Source organism: Nitrospirillum amazonense (assembly GCF_007828035.1).
GTDB lineage: Bacteria > Pseudomonadota > Alphaproteobacteria > Azospirillales > Azospirillaceae > Nitrospirillum > Nitrospirillum amazonense.
Genome location: NZ_VITV01000006.1, coordinates 1 through 22,306, shown reverse-complemented (window position 1 = coordinate 22,306; position 22,306 = coordinate 1). Strand labels below are relative to the sequence as shown.

At 68.3% G+C, this 22,306-nt stretch carries 10 protein-coding genes; 7 read left to right on the top strand and 3 right to left on the bottom strand.

Going from position 1 to position 22,306, the window contains the following annotated elements:
* The first annotated feature begins 16 nt into the window (after nucleotides 1-16).
* The 4 genes from FBZ87_RS17700 to FBZ87_RS17685 all read left to right on the top strand — a co-directional run bounded on the left by FBZ87_RS17700 (nucleotide 17) and on the right by FBZ87_RS17685 (nucleotide 6,794).
* Complete coding sequence (locus FBZ87_RS17700; RefSeq protein ID WP_145611806.1) at nucleotides 17-1,543, top strand: carboxylesterase/lipase family protein; 1,527 nt, start codon at nucleotides 17-19, stop codon at nucleotides 1,541-1,543.
* A 137-nt stretch (nucleotides 1,544-1,680) separates the two neighbouring features.
* The gene (locus FBZ87_RS17695; protein WP_211106978.1) at nucleotides 1,681-4,128 is read left to right on the top strand and encodes a TonB-dependent receptor; all 2,448 of its coding nucleotides are present in this window, start codon (nucleotides 1,681-1,683) and stop codon (nucleotides 4,126-4,128) included.
* Nucleotides 4,129-4,144: 16 nt separating this feature from the next.
* On the top strand, nucleotides 4,145-5,650 hold the full coding sequence (locus tag FBZ87_RS17690) for a benzaldehyde dehydrogenase (RefSeq protein WP_145611804.1): 1,506 nt from the start codon (nucleotides 4,145-4,147) through the stop codon (nucleotides 5,648-5,650).
* A gap of 22 nt (nucleotides 5,651-5,672) precedes the next feature.
* Complete coding sequence (locus tag FBZ87_RS17685) at nucleotides 5,673-6,794, top strand: NAD(P)-dependent alcohol dehydrogenase (RefSeq protein WP_145611801.1); 1,122 nt, start codon at nucleotides 5,673-5,675, stop codon at nucleotides 6,792-6,794.
* Between the two features lie 39 nt (nucleotides 6,795-6,833).
* Here FBZ87_RS17685 and FBZ87_RS17680 read toward each other — a convergent pair whose 3' ends face one another.
* From FBZ87_RS17680 to FBZ87_RS17670, 3 genes are all read right to left on the bottom strand, one after another.
* Nucleotides 6,834-8,057 (bottom strand): carbohydrate porin, encoded by a 1,224-nt coding sequence (locus FBZ87_RS17680; protein ID WP_186454823.1) that lies wholly within the window; start codon nucleotides 8,055-8,057, stop codon nucleotides 6,834-6,836.
* A 321-nt stretch (nucleotides 8,058-8,378) separates the two neighbouring features.
* The gene (locus tag FBZ87_RS17675; RefSeq protein WP_246134462.1) at nucleotides 8,379-9,776 is read right to left on the bottom strand and encodes an MFS transporter; all 1,398 of its coding nucleotides are present in this window, start codon (nucleotides 9,774-9,776) and stop codon (nucleotides 8,379-8,381) included.
* Nucleotides 9,777-9,897: 121 nt separating this feature from the next.
* Nucleotides 9,898-10,860, bottom strand: coding sequence for a dihydrodipicolinate synthase family protein (locus tag FBZ87_RS17670; RefSeq protein ID WP_211106977.1), 963 nt, complete (start codon nucleotides 10,858-10,860; stop codon nucleotides 9,898-9,900).
* A 245-nt stretch (nucleotides 10,861-11,105) separates the two neighbouring features.
* On the opposite strand from FBZ87_RS17670, the gene FBZ87_RS17665 reads away from it, so the two are divergent.
* The 3 genes from FBZ87_RS17665 to FBZ87_RS17655 form a co-directional block, all read left to right on the top strand.
* The gene (locus FBZ87_RS17665; RefSeq protein WP_246134461.1) at nucleotides 11,106-12,092 is read left to right on the top strand and encodes a LacI family DNA-binding transcriptional regulator; all 987 of its coding nucleotides are present in this window, start codon (nucleotides 11,106-11,108) and stop codon (nucleotides 12,090-12,092) included.
* 224 nt (nucleotides 12,093-12,316) lie between these two features.
* On the top strand, nucleotides 12,317-13,606 hold the full coding sequence (locus FBZ87_RS17660; RefSeq protein ID WP_211106976.1) for an MFS transporter: 1,290 nt from the start codon (nucleotides 12,317-12,319) through the stop codon (nucleotides 13,604-13,606).
* Between the two features lie 558 nt (nucleotides 13,607-14,164).
* The coding region (locus FBZ87_RS17655) for a non-ribosomal peptide synthetase (RefSeq protein ID WP_186454822.1) at nucleotides 14,165-22,306 on the top strand (8,142 nt) is incomplete at its 3' end.

Below are 22,306 nucleotides of genomic sequence, written 5' to 3'. Positions count from 1 at the left end.
GGCCAAGGGGACTCGAATGTTGGCGATGGATCAGGCGGACACCCTTCGGGTACGGACGGAAGGGGGTGACGTCCTCGGCATGGTCGAGGATGGGGTGCGGGCCTGGCGCGGGATCCCGTACGCGGCACCGCCGGTGGGGGAGTTGCGTTTCCGCGCGCCACGCCCCGTCGTGCCGTGGCGGGGCATCCGCGCGGCGCATGAGTTCGGCCCCATTCCCATGCAGCCGCGCGGGTTCGAACACATGGGCGGCGCTGGCGACACGACGCCCATATCCGAGGATTGCCTGACCCTCAACATCACGGCACCCTTGGCGCCCGCCAGGGCGCCCCGCCCCGTGGTGGTCTGGCTTTACGGTGGCGCCTTCGCCCTGGGCGGCTCGCGCGGCCCGCTCTATCGCGGTGACCGCATCGTCAAGGACGGCGACGTCATCTTCGTCAGCCTGAACTACCGGATCGGCGTCTTCGGCTTCAGCGACTTCAACGCGTGGTCCATGCCTGCCCGCCCCCTGGACAGCAATGTGGGCCTGCGTGACCAGGTGGCCGCCCTGGCGTGGGTGAAGCGCAACATCGCCGCCTTTGGCGGGGATCCGGCCAACGTGACCCTCGCCGGCCATTCGGCGGGCGCCATGTCGGTGCTGTGCCTCATGTGTGCACCGGTCGCCGCCGGCCTGTTCCACCGCGCCTTCGTGATGAGTCCGGCCGCCCAATGCGCCTACGGCCCGCAGCGGCATGCCGGTCTGGCGCGCGACCTGCTGACCGCGTTGCAGATCGATCATAAGGATAAGGCGGCCGTGGGGCGGGCCTTGCACGACCTGCCCGCCGATCGCCTGGTGGAGGCGTCGTTCCGCCTGTTCTTTGACAAGGGGCCGGACGCCTACCCCGGCGTCCTGGCGACCTCACCGGTCATCGACGGCGATTTCCTGCCTTGGCATCCGGTGGACGCGTTCCGCCAGGGAAGGGCTCATCCCATACCGCTGGTCATCGGCACCATGGCGCGCGAGGGGGCGATCCTCGACAAGGGCCTGCCCCTGCTGCCCAGCCGCGTGAACCGGCTGGACGCCATGTTCCAGGCCACGGACCCGGCGGTGCGGGGCCGGGTGGCCCCCGCCTATTGCGGCTACCCCTCCCGCCGGTCGGCGGTCGACATGGGGGGCGACTTCATCTTCTGGGCGCCGTCCGTCCTGATCGCCGAAGGGCACGCGGACGTCGCCGACACCTGGATGTACCGCATCGACTATGCGACGCCCTTGGCCCGCCTGATGTTCGGTGGCGCCACCCACGCGCTGGATCTACCGTTGCTGTTCGGCACGACGGGGGAGGGGGATTTGGGCCGCCTGGACCTGTTCCGCCGCCAGACGTCCAAGCGGGTCAGCCAGCGCTTCCAGGGAGCCTTCCTGAATTTCGCCGACGGCATGTCGCCCGGCTGGCCGACATACGACGCGGACACCCGGCTGACGCGCATCATCGATACGGCGGACCGGGAGGAGGGCGATCCGCGTGCGGCGCTGCGGGTCGCCTGGGGTGACTATCGCGGCCCGCAATGACCCGGTGTCTTTTCCTTCGCCCCGCGTCAAATCCCCTTCGCTCCGTTCCAAGATCCGGTGCGGCAACCCGTGTTCTTCTGTCGTCATCGATAACCGGGCCGGTTTCAAGGCCCGGACAGGAACGGGAGGTGATGAGGATGAGGATAGCCATGCATGTGCCGGGCTTGCGGCGCTGGGGCCTGCTGGCCGGCGTCTCTGCCCTGGTGGTGGCGCCGGCGGCCCTGGCGGCGGAAACGCCCCCTGTGGTCGACCAACTGCAGGACGTGATCGTGACCGCGCAGAAGCGGGCGGAAAACGTGCAGGACGTGCCCATCGCCGTCTCCAGCTTTTCCTCCGCCGCCCTGGAGGGCAAGGGCATCGACGACGTCCAGCGCATCGGCGGCCTGGCTCCCAACGTCACCTTGGACGCGGGCTCACCCTTCTCCGGCTCCACTTCCGTCCTTTCCGCCTCCATCCGTGGCATCGGCCAGGATGACTTCGCCTTCAACCTGGACCCTGGTGTGGGCGTCTATGTCGACGGCGTCTATCTGGCGCGCACCGTGGGCGCCAACAGCGACCTGATGGACGTCGACCATATCGAGGTGCTGAAGGGCCCGCAGGGCACGCTGTTCGGCCGCAACACCATCGGCGGCGCCATCAGCATCGTCACCCGCCAACCGTCGGAGCAGTATCACGCCACGGCGGCCATCACCGGCGGCAGCTTCAACCGCATCGATGTCGGCGCCTCCGCCGACATCCCGCTGACCGACACCCTGTTCAGCACCATCACCGTCTCCTCCAAGAAGCGGGACGGCTATCAGCAGGTGGTGCCTTATCCCGGAGCGGCCGGCACGGTGACGGATGCCGCCGCCTTCTCCCGCTCCGGCAACGGTACCTCGGACACCCAGGGCGGGCAGAACAGCCAGACGGTGCGGGCCAAACTTTATTGGAAGGGGTCTGGCCCCGTCACCGACACGCTGGTCGCCGACTACACGCAGGAGGACCAGTCGGCCACGGCCAACAGCCTGCTGGGCACGGTGACCGGCGGCGGCCTGTCGGCCCTCTATAACGCTTGCGTCACCTTGCCGGTGGCGACCCTGAACGCCATCAGCGGCGTGGGCGGCAACCCCAACTTCACCAACCTGTGCACCGTGCCTCGCGCAGTGGTGGGAACTGCCTTGACCACGGGTCCGCGCCTGACCTTCGGCAACCAGTTCCTGACGGGCGACATCGACAAGACCTACGGCAACGGCCTCAGCTTCTCCCGGCTGCAATCCTACGGCCTCGCCAACACCCTGGACTGGGAGCTGGGCGAGGATCTGGACCTGAAGTCCATCACCGCCTATCGCCGCCTGCTGTGGCGAACGGGCCTGGACGCCGACGGCTCGCCACTCACCATCGCCGAGCTGTCGTTCAGCATGGACCAGCACCAGACCTCGCAAGAATTCCAGCTGACGGGCAAGGCCCTGGACGGCCGGCTGCACTTCGTCAACGGCCTCTATTTCTTCAACGAAGGCGGCAACCTGCACGACTACGTCACCTTCGACGAAGGGCTGCTGCAGCTGGACGGGCCCAACAAGCTGGATACCACCTCGGTCGCCGCCTACACCCACCTGAACTATCAGCTGACCGACCGCATCGGCCTGACGCTGGGCGGCCGCTACACCTGGGAACACAAGACGTTCGAGGGCTTCCAATCCGACCTGAACGGCCTGAACTACAAGATTTCCGGCTGCTATCCGGTGTCGGAGGCCTGCCGCGCGGCCCTGGGCTTCCCCGTGTCGGGGGAGCCGTTGCGCTACTACCCCGCCGGCGTCAACACCAAGGACTTCTACATCTTCACGCCTCGGCTAGGGGCGGAGTACCACCTGACCGACGACGTCATGGCCTATACCTCCTGGTCCAAGGGCTTCAAGTCGGGCAGTTGGACCACGCGCCTGTCCAACCCGCTCGGCACCGCCCCCGGCTTCGGCCCGGAAAAGGCGGAAACGGTGGAATTGGGCGTGAAGTCGGAACTGCTGGACCGGCGCCTGCGCCTGAACGTGGCGGGTTTCCACACCGACTACACCGGCATCCAGCTGAACTTCCAGGAAGGGGTATCGCCCACCCTGCACAACGCTGGGGACGCCGAAATCTGGGGCGGCGAGGTGGAGGCGCAGGCCCTGCTGGGTGGCGGCTTCACCCTGGACGGCACGCTGGGCTACCTGCACGCCCGCTATACCAGCGTCGATCCCCGTGTGGTGGGCGTGACATTGGACAGCCGCCTGCCCAAGACGCCGGACCTGAAGTTCAGCGTCAGCCCGGCCTACACCGCCAGCCTGGCCAACGGCGCCAGCCTGCGGGTCACCGTCGACTATACCCACACCAATCCCATGTACAACGACACCGCCAACACCGCACTGCTGGAGCGGCAGTCGACCAACGTGGTCAACGCCTCCGTCACCTACACCACGGCGGACGAACGCTGGCAGGCCACGGTGGGCGGCAGCAACATCACCAACGACCGCTACCTGACCACCGGCAACGAGAACGACGCCGCCGGCGTCATCTTCGGCACCTACAGCCCGCCGGCCCAGTGGTTCGCCACCCTGAAATACAAATACTGATCCCGGGAAAGAAGAAATGACCAAGCAGTTGGTGTCCGATGCGTCTGACGCCCGCCTCGACGGCCCGTGGAACACCTCGGGGGATGCTCGAGGCGAGGGGCGGATTTTCACCGGCGCCTGGGTCGCGGCCCGGGGCGGGGTAATCGAGGTGACGGAGCCGGCGACCGGCCGGCTCCTCACCCTGGTGGGGCGGGCGAATCCGGCGGATGTCCGCGCCGCCGCCCAGGTCGCGCGGGCAGCCCAGCCGGCCTGGGCCGCCTTGCCCGCTGCGGCCCGCGCCCGGGTGGTGGAGGACGCGGCCCGGGTGATGGGCGCCATGGGCGACGCCGTGGTGCGCTGGCTGATGCGCGAGGGCGGGTCCGCCGGCGGCAAGGCGCAGGTGGAGCATGAGCACGCGCTGGGCTTCCTGCGCCACGCTGCTGCCATGGCCTTGGAGCCCTGCGGCCACATCCTGGCTTCGGCCCCGCCGCGCACCAGCGTGGCGGAGCGGGTGCCCCTGGGCGTGGTGGGCGTCATCTCCCCCTTCAACTTCCCGCTGGTCCTGTCCATCCGCGCGGTGGCGCCGGCCCTGGCCGCCGGCAATGCCGTGGTGCTGAAGCCCGATCCCCGCACACCCGTCTCCGGCGGCTTCCTCATCGCCCAGGCCTTCGCCGCCGCCGGCCTGCCGCCGGGACTGCTGCACATCCTGCCTGGCGGGGCGGAAGTGGGGCAGGCCATGTGCGCCGACCCCGACATCGCCATGATCACCTTCACCGGTTCCACCGGCGCCGGCCGCGCGGTGGGGGAGCTGGCCGGGCGCCACCTGAAGAAGGTTCAGCTGGAACTGGGCGGCAAGAACGCCCTGGTCATCCTGGACGACGCCGACATCGACCTGGCCGCCCGCAACGCCGCCTGGGGCGCCTGGCTACACCAGGGCCAGATCTGCATGAGCACGGGCCGCATCCTGGTGCACCACAGCCTGCACGACGCCCTGGTGGAGCGCCTGGTGGCCAAGGCGCGGGCCCTGCCGGTGGGCGACCCGCTGGACGGTGTCGCCGTCGGCCCGCTGATCGATCCGGGCCAGGTGGCCCGGGTGCATGCCATCGTCGAGGCCAGCGTGGCGGCCGGCGCCAAGCTGCTGGCTGGCGGCACGCATGATGGCCGCTGCTACGCCCCCACCGTGCTGGCCGGTGTCACTCCCAGCATGCCGGCGTTCGAGGAGGAAATCTTCGGCCCGGTGGCGGTGGTCACGGCCTATACCGATGATGACCAAGCGGTGGATCTGGCCAATCGGGGCACCTATGGGCTGGCGGCCGGTGTCATCGGCGCCAATGTCGATCGGGCCGCCCGCCTGGGCGCCCGCCTGCGCACGGGCCACCTGCACATCAACGACCAGACCGTGGTGGCCGAACCCCAGGCGCCCTTCGGCGGCATGGGGGCTTCCGGCAACGGCAGCCGCATCAGCGGCCCCGCCAATTGGGATGAGTTCACCACTTGGCGCTGGACCACTACCCAGCCCCAGGCCCCCGCCTATCCCTTCTGACTTGCTGAGGAAACAGCGACCCATGCAGATCACCGCCGCCGTGGCCCACGGCGTCAAGGCCCCCTTGACCCTGGAAACCGTGGAGATCGAGGACCCCCGTCCGGATGAGGTGCTGGTGCGGGTGGTGGCCACCGGCGTCTGCCACACCGACATGGCCATGCGCGACCAGGAATTGCCGGTGCCGCCGCCGGCGGTGCTGGGGCATGAGGGGGCGGGCATCGTCGTGCGGGTGGGGGCGGGCGTCACCCGCGTCGCCCCGGGCGACCGTGTGGTCATGAGCTTCAATTCCTGCGGCGCCTGTCCCTCCTGCCACGACCATATTCCAGCCTATTGCCATGATTTCTTCGGCCGCAACTTCAGCGGCCGGCGCGCCGATGGCAGCAGTGGCCTGAGCTGGCCGGGGCCGGGGGAAGGGCGGGTGCTGGGCGGCAACGTTTTCGGCCAGTCCTCCTTCGCCACCCATGCTTTGTGTCCTGAACGCAACGTGGTGAAGGTGCCGGCGACGGCGCCCCTGGAGATCCTGGGGCCGCTGGGCTGTGGCGTCCTGACTGGGGCGGGCGCGGTCATGAACGCCCTGCGGGTGGCGCGCGGCCAGTCCCTGGCCGTCTTCGGCACCGGGGCGGTCGGCCTCAGCGCCGTGATGGCGGCCCGCGTGATGGGGGCGGCCTCCATCATCGCTATCGATTTGGTGGAGGCCCGGCTGGACTTGGCGCGAGAGCTGGGCGCCACCCACGTGTTCAACCCCGGTCGCACCTCAGTGGTAGACGGGATCATGGCGCTAACCGGTGGGATGGGCGTCGACTATGCCCTGGACACCACCGCCCGCCTGGCCGTCGTGGGCGACGCCGTACGCTGCCTGGCGCCGCGCGGCGTCTGCGGCCTGGTGGGCGCCATGCCCTTTGGCCAGATCCTGCCGGTGGACGGCGGCCACTTGATGAGCGGCGGCCGCAGCGTGCGCGGCATCGTGGAAGGTGACGCCGACCCGCACCAGTTCATCCCGGCCCTGATCGACCTGTACCTCGCCGGGCAGTTCCCCTTCGACCGGCTGATCACTTTCTATCCCCTGGCGGAGATCAACCAGGCCATCCACGACGCCGAAGCCGGGCGGACGGTGAAGCCGGTGCTGCGCATGCCGGGGTGGTGATCAAGTCGCCCGTCACGATCCTCATATTCAAGGCTTACCTTATCGCCAGACGGGGAAGCCCAACACGGCGCCCAGCTCGACCGACAGGCGCACGCCGAACGCCAGGATGTCCTTGGACTGATGAACGGCGCCGGGCCGCAGGATGTTATCCGGATCCAGAACGTACTGGATGTTGGGGCTGACCTTGATGCCGCGCGCGACCTTGTAGCCGTAGTTGATTTCAAAGATGCCTTCGGCGTTGTGCACGGGATCCGTGCCGCCGGCCGCGGCACGCGAGGCGCGCAGGAAATCCACCTCACGCGGGCCCAATTGGATATAGCTGCCGACGATGCCGAAGGTGTCGTCCGGTCTGCTTTCGAATGGCCCCGTCAGCACGAACCCCAGCAACGTCTGCTTCTTGAATTGGGTATAATCCGCGGTCGACCCGATCATGCCCCCGAACAGCGTCAGGTTGCGCTGCCGGTCCCCGCTGAAGCGGGCCACGACCATGTCCCCCATGGCGTACCAGCCGGTTTGGCCTTCGTCATGGACCAGCGCCGCGCCCTTGTAGGCGATGCGTGATACGCCGCGGCTGTTGAGGAATGGGTCGGAGACGGGGGAGGTGTTGCGGAAACCGCCCAGGCGCACGTGATAGGCATGGTCTTCCAAGGGCGATGCGGACTGGAAGCCCATCTCACCCGCGGTTTGCACCCCGGTCCCGCCCTTGGTCGACCAGTCAAACCCGTTGGTGGGGATGAGGGAGGTATTGGCTTCGAACGCCCCCGCCTGGACGTAGAAGGTCTTGGACAGGTTGGCCTTCACCCGTCCGCCCCAGGTGCCGTAGGGAAAGAAAGACAGGGTCTTGTTCTGGATCGGCAGGACGGCGGGGTTGAAGCAGACGGAATTATTCTGGAAGTTGCAGTAGATGGTTGAGGCGTTAAAGAAGGTCAGCGCAGAGACGCGCCCGCCGGTGATGTTGATCTTGCCATCGAACAAGTCCTGATCCAGCGACAGGGCGGAAAGGCGCATGTTGTGGTAGGTCTTGAAACGCGTCTGAAAGCTGACGGCGTTCAAGGTGTGCTCGGCAGCCAGGGATGTGCCGATGGAGTCATTGATCGACATATGGAATGTCGCGCCCGACCAGCCGACCATCTTATCGAGGTCGAGGTCGGTGCCGAAGGGGGTGGCCAGTGAATTGGCCTTGCCCTGTCCCTGGCCGCCCGTGGTGTTGGCCGCGAACTCATCCACGACCAGGGCGCGCAGGTAAACGCCCCGGTCGGCCAAGGCTTGGCCGATGTCGCTGAAAGGTCCGTCGGGAGGAGGGGGCGTGAATCCGCTTCCGGGCGGTGGGAGGATGTGGAGTTGGGGAATGACCCGGGCACGATCGGTTTCAGTGTTCGGCGCCGCCTGACCTTCAGCGATGATAGCCGGTTTTTCTTGTACGGTTTCAGGTGTGGTTTCAGCCAGGCCGGGGGTCGTGCCCAAGACGATGCACCCCACCAGCGCCGCCAGCGTTTTCATGGATAAAGCCTCCCCTTTCGGACTTCGTCTCGCGCGAAGTTCCGTTGAAATGTCGAAGTGTGTTCGGATGCCTTTGCCCCGGCTTTAGGGCGACAGGGTCTCCAAGGACTTGCCGGTCGTCTCCGGCGCGCGCAACCACACGGCCAAGCCTGTGAAGGCTGATACGACAGCGAAGACCAGGAAGACGGGCGCCACGGAGCCTTGCGCGACGACCATGCCGATCACCCAGGGCCCCGCCATGGATCCGGCGCGCAGCCAGGCGCTGCCCAGGCCGGCCCCCAAGGAGCGCAGGCGCGTCGGATACAGCTCGCCGGAGTAAAGGTAGAGGGAATAGGTGACGGTCTGGATGGCGGCGAAGGCAGGGGTGGCGAGCAAGAGGACGGTCAGCGCGCTGCTCGCCCCCTGCAGGTAGAGCGCCGCCAGCGGGATGACGGCGAAGGCCAGGGCACCGACATACCAGCGGCGGCGACCGACCCGGTCGATGACCAGGGCGCAGATGAAGGAGGCCACCAAGGCGGCGCCGGTGGTGATGAAGCCATAACCGATGGCCTGCCCGACCGGCATGTTGAAGACCGTCTTGTAAAGGGTCGGCAGCCAGGTGACCAAGCCGTTATTGATCATATAGGCGCCGAACCACATGACCCACAGCAGCAGCGTCCGCGGACCATAGAGGGGACCGAAGAGCTCCTTCACCGAGCCCTGGGCCTTTGGAGCGATCACCGTCGTGGCAACGGCCGGTTCCGGCAGAGCCTTGCCGCTGCGGATCGCGCTCGCCTCCAGGCGGGCCACGATGGCCTCCGCTTGGGCCAGCCGCCCCTTGCCGATCAGCCAGCGTGGGCTTTCCGACAGGAAGAAGCGCAAGGGTATGACCAGGGCGACTGGCACCATGCCCACAATGAACATGGCCTTCCATCCGGCCTCCGGAACCAGCACCAGGCCGATGGCGCCGGCGGATGTGAGGCCCACCAGGAACAGCAGTTCGTACAGCAGAAAGAAACGCCCCCGTTTCTTGGCGCCTGACAACTCGTTGACATAGGCGCTGGCCACGGGAACCTCGCCGCCTGTTCCTATCCCCTGGAGGAAACGGAACAGCATGAGGGAGTGCGCGTCCCAGGCGAAGATGCAGGCGCAGCTCATGGCCGCAAAGATGGCGATGGCGATGGCCAGGACGGGCAGGCGTCCCAGGCGCTCAGCCAACCAGCCGAAGATAACCGCGCCGATCAGCTGGCCGAAATATCCGGAGGAAATGATGGCGGCCGTGGCCGCCGGCGTCAGCGCCCATTCCTTCGACAGGATGGGCATGGCATAGGCGATGGCGATGGTCGTGTACCCATCGAAGAACGTCGCCATGCCGACGCATCCCCGCGCCCACATGACGGGCTTGGTTACCGGCAGGCGTTCCAGCCGGGCGATGAGGCGGGCACCTTCGGTCATGGACGTGGCGCTCCGTCGCTTCGCGTCGTCCATCAAGATCATATCCATTTGACCCCTCCCTCTGACGCACGCCTTCCCGCCCCAGCGTACCGGGCGTGTGGCATGTCTTATTGTCTTTATATGGGTGGTCAAGGCACCCCAGCGGGCCTGGGGTGCCTCGCAGCCGGACTCAGATGATGGACGCCGCCTTCAGCGCGGCCTTGATCTCAGCCTCCGCTTCAGGGGACAGGTCCCGAAGGGGGGAGCGGATCGTCGCGTTCTTCAGGATGCCGCGGGCCACCAGTGCGATCTTCAGGGCCACCGTGCCCTCCATATGCGACCCGCGATGATAGATGGCCTTGGTGACCGGCAGCAGCTGGTCATGAATCTTCCGGGCCTTGGGATAGTCCTTGGCCTTCCCCGCGGCGATGAACTCCACCAACAGCTCAGGCGCCACGTTGCCGTATCCGACCAGCGCGCCGTCCACGTCGAACATGGTGTGCAGCAGGTACTCATCGTGGCAGGTGAGGATCTGCAGGTCGGGGAATTCGTTGCGCAGGACGGGGATTTCCGTGTCCCAGCGGCGCATGTTGCGCACGCCGTTCTTGGTGGCCACGACGCCCGGCTGGGCGGCGATCTCCAACTGGGTCTTCAGGTTGTAACTGGCCTTGGTGACGTCGGGGTACTGGAACAGGATGCACTGCAGGCCGGACTCTTCATGGATGGCCTTGTAGCGATCCTGCGGCGCCCCGTCCTGGAAGCCGAAACGCAGCCAGCCATGGGACGGGTAGACCAGTGCCCCGATGGCGCCGGCGTCGGCGGCGCGGCGCGCTTCCTTCGCCGCCACTTCAGTGCCTTCGCCGGTAATGCCGGCAATGATGGGAACCTGGCCGCCCACCGCCTCCACCAGCGTTTCAATGAGTTTCACCTGCTCATCCTGGGTCAGGAAGGTGCCTTCACCGGCGTGACCCAGGCAAACCAGGCTCTTCACCCCATTGATGGAGACCAGCCATTTCGCCAGCGCGGCGTTGGCTTCGTAATCCACCTTACCGTCCTTGGTGAAGGCCGTCACCGGGGCCGGGCTCAGGCCACGCAAATCCATGACGGGGGTGCGAAAGGCAGACTTCTCCTGTCGGGAGATGGGCGCGTTCATGGGTTTCCTCACAGTTATCGGTTTCAGGCGACATCCCATTGTTTGCTTAGGGATCGATCGCGGGAACGTTCCCACGATCGATCCAAAGCCTACTGGAGTCAAGCCCGATCTTGGGGCATACAGAAAGGAGGGCAGGGCCTGCGCGGTGGCATCAGGTCGATGGCGGGGAGAGTGTCTTGATGGAAAAGGAAGATATGGCTGGCGGCCCGGCGCGGGGGACCCCGGGGCGTGTGACCTTGCACGACGTGGCGGCGGCGGCGGGGGTGTCCAAGTCCACCGTATCGCGCATCCTGGATGAGCGGTTGCCGCAGTCGGACAGCGAAACGGCCCGGCGGGTCCGGCAAGTGGCCGCCGGTCTTGGCTATATCCGTGACGTCTCGGCCGCCAGTCTGCGGCGCGGAAAGACGATGACCATTGGCGTGATCGTGCCGCGCCTGACCGACACGGCGATGGCGATGCTCTATGAGGCGCTCACCAAGGCTTGCGTCCGGTCGGGGCGGTTCGCCATTGTCGCGACGACGGACGACAGACCCAAGGCCGACAGGGTGGCGGCGGAAACCCTGTTGCGGCGGGGGGTTGACGGCCTGGTCTTGTCCACCGCCCGGCAGGATGATGACTTCCCGGACGATCTGACGCGGCGCGGCGTGCCTCATGTCCTGGCCCTGCGCACGGATGGCCGCAGCTCGTCCTCCGTGGGGGATGACATGTTGGGCGGGTATCTCGCCACCCGGCATCTCCTGGACCTGGGGCACCGCCATATTGGCCTGATTGCCGGTCCCTCTTACGCATCCAGCGCGCGCGGTCGCGTTGAGGGATACAAGCAGGCGCTCACCGAGGCCGGGGTGTCGCAGGACCCCGCCTACATCATCGAGTCAACTTTCGGCATTGAGTCCGGCGCGGAGGCGGCCTTGGCCCTGATGCGCTTGGACCCCAAGCCCACCGCCGTTTTCGCGGTCAACGACAACACGGCCATCGGCGCCCTGTCAGCGCTTGCCAGAATGGGGTATGCGGTGCCCGGCGACGTCTCCGTCGTGGGGTACAATGACATCCCCATCGTTAGCCACCTGCCAACGCCATTGACCACATTGCGGGTGCCCTTCGACCAGATCGCATCGGTCGCGCTTGATTTGCTGACAGAGGATCCGACCGCCGTGAGCGACAGGATCAGGGTTTCCGCCCCCACGCTCATTCCCCGCCGGTCCACGGCCCGGCTTTCACCGAAGCGGGGCTAAGCGGCACGCATATGAACTGTCGTCGCCTCTAGGGCACGCTCAAGGGTTCTTTTCCATAATTATCCTTATCGGTTTTTGGTATGTAGGCGCAATGTAGGCGGTTGGATTCAATCCCGAAGCGCGACATTCCGGTCCGATGGCATCAGTCCTGGAGTGCGCACATGAAGGCCGCTACCCTTGTGCAGGAACGGCGCGGCGCGAATTGGTGACAAGGGAGAACCCTGGTGGATGACCTCAAGCCCCTGCCCGAGGCACGTCCAACCGTTTCGCGGCGCTCGATGGCGATCGCGGCATTTTCCACAGTGGTGGAATGGTATGACTTCACGCTGTACCTTTATCTCGCGCCCGTCATCGCCGGCATCTTTTTCGGCGATGGCAAGGGGTCGTTGATCACCGCGCTGGCGGGATTCGCCATCGCCTACCTGCTGCGGCCGCTGGGGGCCGTGGCGTTCGGCCACGTCGGCGACCACGTCGGGCGCCGGCGCATGATGCTGCTGTCCATGGCCATGATGAGCCTGGCGATGCTGGTCACGGCCCTCCTGCCGACCTACACGGCCATTGGTGCCCTTGCGGGGTGGCTGCTGCTGTTGCTGCGCTGTGTCATGAGTTTCTCGGTGGGTGGGGAATATACCGGCGTCGTCGCCTACCTGCTGGAGGGGGCCAAGCCGGGCCGGCGGGGCCTGGTCACCTCCTGCGCCTCGGCGGCCAGCGAGGTGGGTGGCCTGCTGGCTGTCGGCGTGTCCGCGCTGACCGTGCACCTGTTGGACGCGACGGACCTGGCATCCTGGGGCTGGCGCATCCCCTTCCTGGTGGGGGCCGCGCTGGCGGGTGGTGTCTGGATCGCGCGGTCGGCGATGGAGGAGTCGCCGGACTTCGAGCGGCAGGCGGCGGCCGGGGCGGCGCCGGCCCGGCCCCTGGTCTACGCCCTCATCCACCACCGCGCGGGCATCTTTCGGTCATTCGCCGTCTCCGCGCTGGGGTCGATCACTTATTATGTTGGCATCACCTATGTTCCGGCCTTCCTCACCGCCACAGGGTCGTTGAGCGAAGGCATGTCGCTGTGGCTGTCCACCATCGCCGCCGTGGCGGTCATCGCCGTGACGCCGGCCATCGGCGCACTGTCAGATCGCGTGGGGCGCAAGCCCGTGCTGATCGGCCTCACCTTGGGAAGCACGCTGCTGCCGGCGCCCCTGTTCTGGCTGATGGTGAGTGGGTCCACCAGCAGGGCCTTGGTCGGGGCCATCCTGCTGGCAGCCCTGGCCGGCGGCGTCAGCGCGGTGGGCGCCGTGGCGACGGCCGAGCAGTTTCCCGGGGAAGGGCGACTGACCGGTCTGGCCCTGGGTGCCACCGGGGCAACGGCCTTGTTCGGCGGGTTGACCCCTTTCGTCGCCCACGCGCTGGTGATCCGCACGGCTTGGCCCTTGATCCCCGGCGTCATGATCGCCCTGGTCGCCCTGCTGGTGCTTCCCGTCCTCACGCAGATGCGGGAAACAGCGCCCGGCAGCGGCGATTGAGTGACGAGCCGACAGCCCCGCCCTCGCCCCCTTCCCTCTGCCACACGTCACAGTTGTCGCCCCTATCCCGTCAGCCGCACGCTGCGCGGCTGGCGCAAGCGTGCGTTAAGGCTATTGGATACAACGTGGCAGGGAAATAATCCTTGTGATGTTCCGCATGCCGCACTATACCCATGCCACCCATTAGCGCGGGCATCGATATCACGTTAATGCAACTTTTATGAACTTGATCGTTAACTGAGCCTACACACCGAGGCATCCCAACCGATTTGACGCGCATGTAAAAAATCAAGGTTTGTTTATATAAATGCCTTAATACGTTCATGAATGATCAACATATTCCGGAAAATCAATACAATAGCTTAACTCATAAATTAGAATATCGGTTACGTAGCGTGTACTGGTTTTGACTTTAATGGGGCAACGCGGCCTTCGCCCGCTGTTGCGGACGGCATCTATTTATCGCGCCCATCTATTTATCCGAAATTCACCGATGGTGTTCCTATGCCCGGGTCTGTTCTAGGCGCTAAAGCCATCAGAGACGACGGCCTGTCAACGATGACGGAGCCTGCACGCGACCGTCAGCATTTCATCGCCATCGATCAGGCCTTTGACGGCCACGCTCAAAGCCACCCCCATCATCTGGCGATCCTGACCGATGGCGGCATCCAGACCGCCGCCGACGTCAACCGCAAGGCGAACGTCCTGGCCGCCGCCCTGGCCGCTCACGGCGTGGCGCCGGGCGAGGCGGTGGGGGTGTTCGTGCACCGCTCAGAACAACTCCCGTTTGTGTTCCTTGCCATCCAGCGCGCGGGCGCCGTCTATGTGCCGCTGGCCGCCGACCATCCGCCCGCCCGCCTGCTGGCCATGGTGGAGGATGCGGCCATCCGTTTCGTCGTGGCCTTGGACAGCCTGGTACCGCCGGTGGAGGTCATGAACCGGCTGGCTGGGCTGTCCGGCGGGTTGATCGATCCGGTCACGGTCCTGGCCACCGAAGCCCGCGATACGGCCCCTTTGTCGGTCCCGCGGCGGACGGCCGACGACATCGCCGCCATCCTGTTCACCTCCGGTTCCACTGGCCGGCCCAAGGGCGTGCTGATCCGCCATGGTGGCATCGACCATATGGCGCGTGGCCACGCCCAGGCGCAGGGGTTCCACCGGAACGACCGTTTCCTGCTGTCCAGCGCGCCGGGCTTCATCCTGGGCTTTCGAGAGCTGTGCCTGCCCCTGTATTTGGGTGCCGCCCAGGTGCCGGCCACCCGCGCCCTTCTGGATGATCCGACTGCCCTGCTGGCGCTGATGGAGCGTCACGCGGTCAGCGTCGCGTCCTTCACCCCTTCCTACCTGCGTTTGCTGAACGGGCGCGTGCCTGCGGGCCTGCGCTGCCTGATGACGGCGGGGGAGCGGCCCAACATCGCCGACGCCCTGCACTATGGCGACCGTATCGCCTATTGGAACATGCACGGCGCGACGGAGGTGTGCGGCACCATCTGCCTGCTGCGCGTCACGCCGGAGGGTTGGGCCGATGCCGACCGCCTGCCCAGTGGCCGTCCCTTCCCCGGCATCCGGGTGCTTATCCTGGATGGCGACGGCAACCTGGTGCCCGCGGGTGAGGTGGGCGAGGTCCATGTCCTGGGTGAGGGCCTATCGCCCGGCTATCTGAACCAGCCGGACTTGACCGCGCGCACCTTTGTCGACACCGCCTTCGGCCGGGCGTACCGCACCGGCGACATGGGCCGCTGGCGCGAGGATGGCTTGCTGGAGGCGCTGGGCCGTCGCGACGACATGGTCAAGGTCTCCGGCCAGGCCGTGGCTTTGGCGGAGATCGAGCGCGCGCTGGCCCGACATCCCGGCGTCACCCATGCCAGCGTCGTGCTGGCCGACGGCGGCCTGGTGGGGTTCGTGGCCGGAACGGTGTCGCCCGGCACCGACTGGACGGCCTATCTCGCGACCCTGCTGCCGGCGTACATGGTGCCTGCACGCGTCATCGCCCTTCCCCGTCTGCCTACCAGCAGCGCCGGCAAGATCGATCGCCAGGCCCTGCTGACACTGGCCCGCGACCAGCGTTCGGCCCGTGTCGCGACGCCCGATACCCTGCCCCAGGGTGATCTGGAGCAGGCTGTGGCCGCCGCCTGGCAGGCGGTGCTGGGGCCGGGCCTCATCCTGCGCGACGATAATTTCTTCAGCCTGGGCGGTACCAGCCTGCGCGCCATCGAGGTGGCCTTGCGCCTGCAGGCGCTGGGCCACGCGGCCACGGTCCAGGACGTGCTGTCCACCCTGACGGTGCGCAGCCTGGCGACCCATCTGGCGGCTGGCGGTACCGTCACCGACGATGGCGGCGCAGAGAACGAGGGGCCCGCCACCGCGGGCCAAGCCGATTTTTGGCTAGCCCATCGCCTTGGCTTGGCGGGGGTCGGGCACCATGTCGTCCGGGTGCTCGAAAAAGCGGGAGGGCGGGACACGGTTGAAGACTGGGGCGCCGCCTGGCACGGCTTGGTCGCCGACCATCCCGCCTTTCGCACCGCCTTCAATGAGCAGGCCGACGGTGGCGTCCATTGGCACACCGTGGCTCACCTGACGGCACCGGATCCGGTTCTCTGGGACTGTGCCGACGAGAATGAGGCATGGAGCCGGTTGGCCGCCGCCGTGGCCGAGCCTTTCGACCTGAGCCAGGCGCCGCTGGCGCGCGCCGGCCTCATCCGCCTCCCCACCGACGGGGGGCGCCTGCTGTTCTGGGTGGCGGCGCATCATGCGGTGGTGGATGGCTTGGCCATGGGCCAACTGCAGGACGACCTGGCCCGCCGGCTACGGGGCGAGGTCGCCAGCCCGGCCGCGCACGGCATCCGGGCCGCCACAACGGCCGAGGCGCGCTACCTGGCCTCCGCCGCGCGAGAGGCGGATCAGCGCTATTGGCGGGACCAGCTGGACGTAGCGGCGGCTGGCGGCGATGACATCCTGGCGGATCTCGCCACCGATTACAGCCGCCCCGCCACGCCCCAACGGGCGCCCGCCGCCCCCCGCCACGCCGTCATCCCCGCCGCCACGGCCCGGGGCCTGGCCCGGCTGGCCCGCCAGGCGGAAACCGGCCTGCACGGCCTGCTGCTGGCCCTGCTGGGGTGGGAGGCGCAACGGCGCAGCGGCCGGCCGCAGGTCATCATCGGCAGCGGCTTTTCCATCCGCCCCTCGGGGGCTGAGACCGCCATTGGCCATTATGTCAACGTGCTGCCCCTGGTGCTGAGCAAGGCGGACGACACCTTGGCCGGCCGGCTGGCGGACAGCCGCGACACGCTGCGCGCCGCATTGGCCCATGCCCGCTATCCTGGCAGCTGGATCGCGCGGGAGTTCCAGCAGCGCTGGCCCGGCCGCCGTGCGGCGGAACGCCCTGGCCTGTTCGACATCACGCTGACAGCCAACCCGCCCCCAGCCACGGAAGGTGCCCCGGACGGCGTGCGACGCCATCCCCTGCCCGGCTTGGGCCTGCCGCCGTTGGCCGGTGTGGATCTGGCCTTCAGCTATGAATGGGCCGAGGTGGCCGATGACCAGGCCGGCGATGATCTGCGCCTGGTCCTGCACTGGAATCCGGACGTCTATGCCGCCACGACGGCGCAAGCCTGGCTGGACAGCCTGGTGGCCTGGGCGGAATGGCTTGCGGCCGATCCCGACCGGCTGCGCCAGTCGCCCCCGGCCCTGCTGGCGCACGAGGCGGCAACACTGGCGGCGTGGGAAGCCGGACCCACCGTGGAGCGGCCGGCCGTCGGTGCCCAGGTCCTGTTCGAGGATTGGGCCCGGCGTCAGCCGGACGCCGCGGCCGTGGTGACCCTGGAGGAAACCCAAAGCTACGCCAACTTGGATGCTGCCGCCAACGGCGTCGCCAACCGCCTGCTGGCCCTGGACCTGGGGCCGGATCGCGTCGTCGCGGTCCTCACCGACTGCGCGCCGGCCCTGCCGGCCGTCATTCTCGGCATCTGGAAGGCGGGGGCCGTCTACCTTCCCTTGGCCGCCGACTTGCCGGCCGAGCGCCTAGCCTACATGGCGTCCGATGCGGGCGCCAAGGTTCTGATCACCGTTCCCTCCGGGGACGGACGGACACCGCCGCCGGCCCTGCTGATGGGCCGCGGCCCCGTGCTGGACGCGGGCACCCTGCCGTCCGCCACGACTGTGGACCATGCCGGCGCCGGGCCGGACGACCTAGCCTATATCATCTACACCTCGGGAACCACCGGCCGGCCCAAAGGGGTCGCCGTCACCCATCGCGGCTACGTCAACACCATCCTGTCCCATGCCGGTACGGTCGGACTGACTCCCGCCGACCGTACCAGTCTGGTGGCGACCCCGGGCTTCGACGCCAGCCCCTGGGAGCTGGGCATGGCGCTGCTGAACGGCGGCGGCCTGGTGCCTATCAGCCCGGCGCTGCGCGACGATCCCTGGGCGCTGAAGCGTCATTACACCCGCCTGGGCGTCACCTGCGCTTTCCATGCCCCCTCATACCTGCGTGTCAGCGCCGAGACGCCGTTCCAGGGCCTGCGTATCCTAAACACCGGTGGCGAAGCGCCGCGTCACAACGATGCCGCCCGGCATGGCCCCCCCATCGCCTTCTGGAACGCCTACGGGCCGACCGAGACCTCCATCATCGTCACCATCGGCCTGGTGGACGGCGATGCCGATCCACGCCGGCCCCTGTCCATCGGCCGCCCCCTCGCCAATACCCGCATCAGCCTGCGCCGGGCTGACGGTAGGCCCGTGCCGCCGGGTGAGGTAGGTGAACTGTGGTTGGCCGGCGCCGGCGTGGCCCAGGGTTACCTCAACAACCCCGAATTGACGGCGGACCGCTTCGTCATGACGGACCAGGGCCGCGCCTACCGCAGCGGCGACCTGGGCCGCTGGACGGCCGACGGCCGCCTGGAACTGCTGGGCCGCATGGATCAGCAGGTCAAGCTGCACGGCCAAAGGGTGGAACTGGGCGAGATCGAGGCCGCCCTGTTGGGCCATGCCGCGATCCGCCAGGCCACCGTTCTGGTCTCCGCCGATGCCGGGCATGTGGCCCTGCGCGCCTTCCTGGTGGCGAAGGACGACCAGGCCCTGCCTACCCGCGACGCATGGCAGGCCTGGCTGGCCCCCCGCCTGCCGGCGCACATGATCCCAGCCAGCTTCACCCCCGTAGCCGCGATCCCCACCACCGCCAGCGGCAAGGTTGACGCCCGCGCCCTGCTGGCCTTGGCGCCGGCCCTGGAAGAAGGTACGCGCACACCGCCGGCGACCGCGCTGGAGGAATCGGTTGCCGGCGTCTGGGCCACCCTGCTGGGACCAAGCCTGACCGAGCGTGAGCCCCGCGTGGCGCGGGAGGACAACTTCTTTGCCCTGGGCGGCAACAGCCTGCTGGCCGTGACCATGGCGCACCAGTTGGCGCAGGTCCTGGGCCGCCCTGTGCCGGCGCGCGACCTGTTCATCGCGCCGACCCTCGCCCAATTCGCCTCTCATCTGGCGGTGACGGAGATCGTCGCGGACAGCACCGCGATCGCCGATGTGGACCCCACCCTGGCCACGCTGGGCGAACGGGAGTTTTGGGTGGCGGAGGCTGCGGGCCTCGACACCGGTCATTTCACCATGCCGCTGACCCGCCGTGTGGAGGGAGCGCTGCCGGGCGCGGCGCGCTGGAATGCGGCCTGGCAGGCGCTGGTGGCGCGGCACGGCGCCCTGCGCACAACCTTCGCCGCCGACGCGGACGGCGTGGTGCGCCGGCATGTGGTGCCCCCTGGGGATGCCCCTGGGGACGCCGTGATCGCGGAACTGGAATTCACCACCGTTACCGACCGCGCCGCGGCCCTGGCCCATATCCGCGACCGCCAGTGCGCGCCGCTGTCCTTGCGCCAGGCACCGCTGTACCGCGCCGGCGTCGTGACGGTCGCGGAAGGGGAAACCCTTTTCTGGCTGGCCTTGCACCATGCGGTGGGCGACGGCGCTTCGCTGGAGGTGCTGCTGCGTGACCTGGGCAAACTGCTGCGCGGCGACGAGTTCCGGGGCCCCGCCGTGGATGCCGTGGCATTGGCCCGGCATGAGGTCGCCTACCTGGCCAGCCCCGGCGCCGCCCGCGATGCTCAGGCGTGGGGTGCGATCCTGCAGGCCCTGCCCGACGCGGCGTTTGCGGAGTGGTCTCTGGACCATCCCCGCCGTCTGGATGCGCCCGCCCACAGCCACCGGCTGGAGGCGGTGTTGCCCGCCCACCAGGCCGACGCCCTGCGCCGCCTGGCCCGCCGCGGCCAGGGCAGCCTGCACACCCTGATGCTGACGCTCTTGGGAGCGGAGGTGTTCCGCCGTACCGGCCGCAGCAATTTCCTGATCGGCAGCACCGTCTCCCTGCGCGAGGATGCGGCGGTGGCGGAGGCCGTGGGCTATGCCGTGACCCTGGTGCCGGTCGCTTTCCAGCTGACGGCCGGCCAGGACCTCGCCAGCCGTTTCGATACCGTAAGGAATGAGCTGGCACGCGCACTACATCGCGCCCGCTACCCCTTTGCCCGCTTGTGCCACGACCTGTGGCGGGAGCGGCCCACCCTGCGCGACCCCGCCCGTTTCCCCCTGTTCGACATCGTCGTGACCGAAACGCCGGACCTGACCGGCACGCGTGACGCCGGCCAGGCGGCCACCCGTCTGGTGCGGCTCAGCGCCGTCGAGGCCGGGGGCATTCACTATGAACTGGCGCCCCACGGGGCCGGCCAGGATATGGCGCTGTCGCATGAGGCCCTGCCCGACGGCGGTCTGGTGCTGAAGTGGCAGATGAACGCCGCCATCTATGATGTTGATACCGCATACCATTGGCTGAAAGGCCTGCTGGACTTGGCCGCCTGGCTGGCGGACCGTCCGTCCATGGACGGCGCCGTGCCCACCGCGCTGCCGTCCGAGCACGCGCTGCTGGGGCGCTGGCAGGCAGGCTCGGCCGCCTTCCGACCGGATGCCCGCCCGGTTGACCTGATCGCCGCGCAGGCGGCCGCCCGGCCTGAGCATCCCGCCCTGATCCTGGCGGACGGGGCCGTGGTTTCCTACGCCGCGCTGCTGGGCCGCGCCAACCGGCTGGCGCGCGGCCTGGTGGTCCAGGGCGCGACGCCGGGCACCGTAGTCGCCGTCGTCGCGCCGCGCGGCGCCGTCGACCTGCCGGCGGTACTCCTGGCCCTTTGGCAGGCCGGGGCGGTGTATCTGCCCCTGGCCGCCGACCTGCCGGCGGAGCGACAGGAGTTCATGGCTCGCGACGGGGGCGCGGCCCATATCCTGGACCTGACGACGGATGGGCTGGCGGCCCTGGAGCGGGCGGCCCAGGACGACATCGCCCTGCCGCAGGGGCGGTCCAACGACATCGCCTACATCCTCTACACCTCCGGTTCCACCGGCCTGCCCAAGGGTGTGCGGGTGAGCCACGCCGCCCTGCTGAACACCCTGCTGGGCGTGGGCGAGGACTATGGCCTGACCGCTGACGACCGCACGCTGATGTTTGCCTCCCCGGCGTTCGACGTGTCCCTGTCCGACATCGGCTTGCCACTGATGTTCGGCGCCACCCTGTGTCTGGCGACGGCGGAGGTCATCGAGCGGCCGGCAGCTCTGTTGGACCTTATCCGCGATCGCGGTGTCACGGTGGCCGACCTGACGCCCACCTATCTGCGCCTGCTGGATGGCGCCCTGCCTGACAGCGTGCGCATCCTGGTGACGGGCGGCGAGGCGCCGCTGGCTGGTGACGTGGCGCGCTATGGCAACCGCCAGCGCTATGTCAACGCCTACGGCCCCACGGAAAACGCCATCACCAGCACCATGGGCGACCTGCCCGTGGCTGGGCTGGACGGCGTGCTGGCCACCGGCCGCCCCCTGCCCAACACCCTGGTGGAGATCCGCGACGCCGCCGGCGCCCTGGCGGCCCCCGGAGCGGTGGGCGAAATCTGGCTGGGCGGCCTGAATCTGGCGGAGGGCTATCTCAACCGCCCCGACCTGACCGCCGCCGCCTTCATCGGTGAGGGTGAGCAGCGGCGCTACCGCACCGGCGACCTGGGCCGCTGGCGTGGCGGCCATGACGGCGGCCTGCCGGTGCTGGAGGTGCTGGGCCGGCGCGACCATCAGGTCAAGCTGAACGGCATTCGCATGGAGTTGGGGGAGATCGAGGCGGCGCTGGAAGCCCACCCCGCCGTGGCCCAGGCCGTCGTGGTGCTGGAGGCCGCCCCCGGTGGCGAACCCAGTGGCGAACCCGCTGGCGAGCCCGGCCGCAAAAGCCTGTGGGCCTTCGTTCGCCCGCAGGCCGGCGGTTCCCGCGAATGGCTGGCCCGGGGCTGGCGCGAGATCCTGGCCGATCGGTTGCCGGCCTATATGATCCCGGCCGCGTTGCTGGTGGTGGACGCCATCCCCATGACCACGTCCGGCAAGATCGACCGCGCGGCTCTGCGTGCCTTGCTGGCCCTGTCGGGCGCGCGGGCTGACGCCGGTCCGGTCGGCGGCCCGCCCCAGGGGCCAATTGAAGAGCGCATCGCGGCGGCGTGGCGGGAGGTGCTGGGCTGCGGCGCCGTGGGTCGGGAGGACGATTTCTTCCGCCTGGGTGGGCACAGCCTGCTGGCCATCGCCGTGTCGCACCAGCTGGAGAAGGCCTTCGGCCATCCGGTGCCGGCGCGCGAACTGTTCAGCGACCCCACCCTGCGCGGCTTCGCCCGCCGCGTGGCCCAGCTGGGCCAG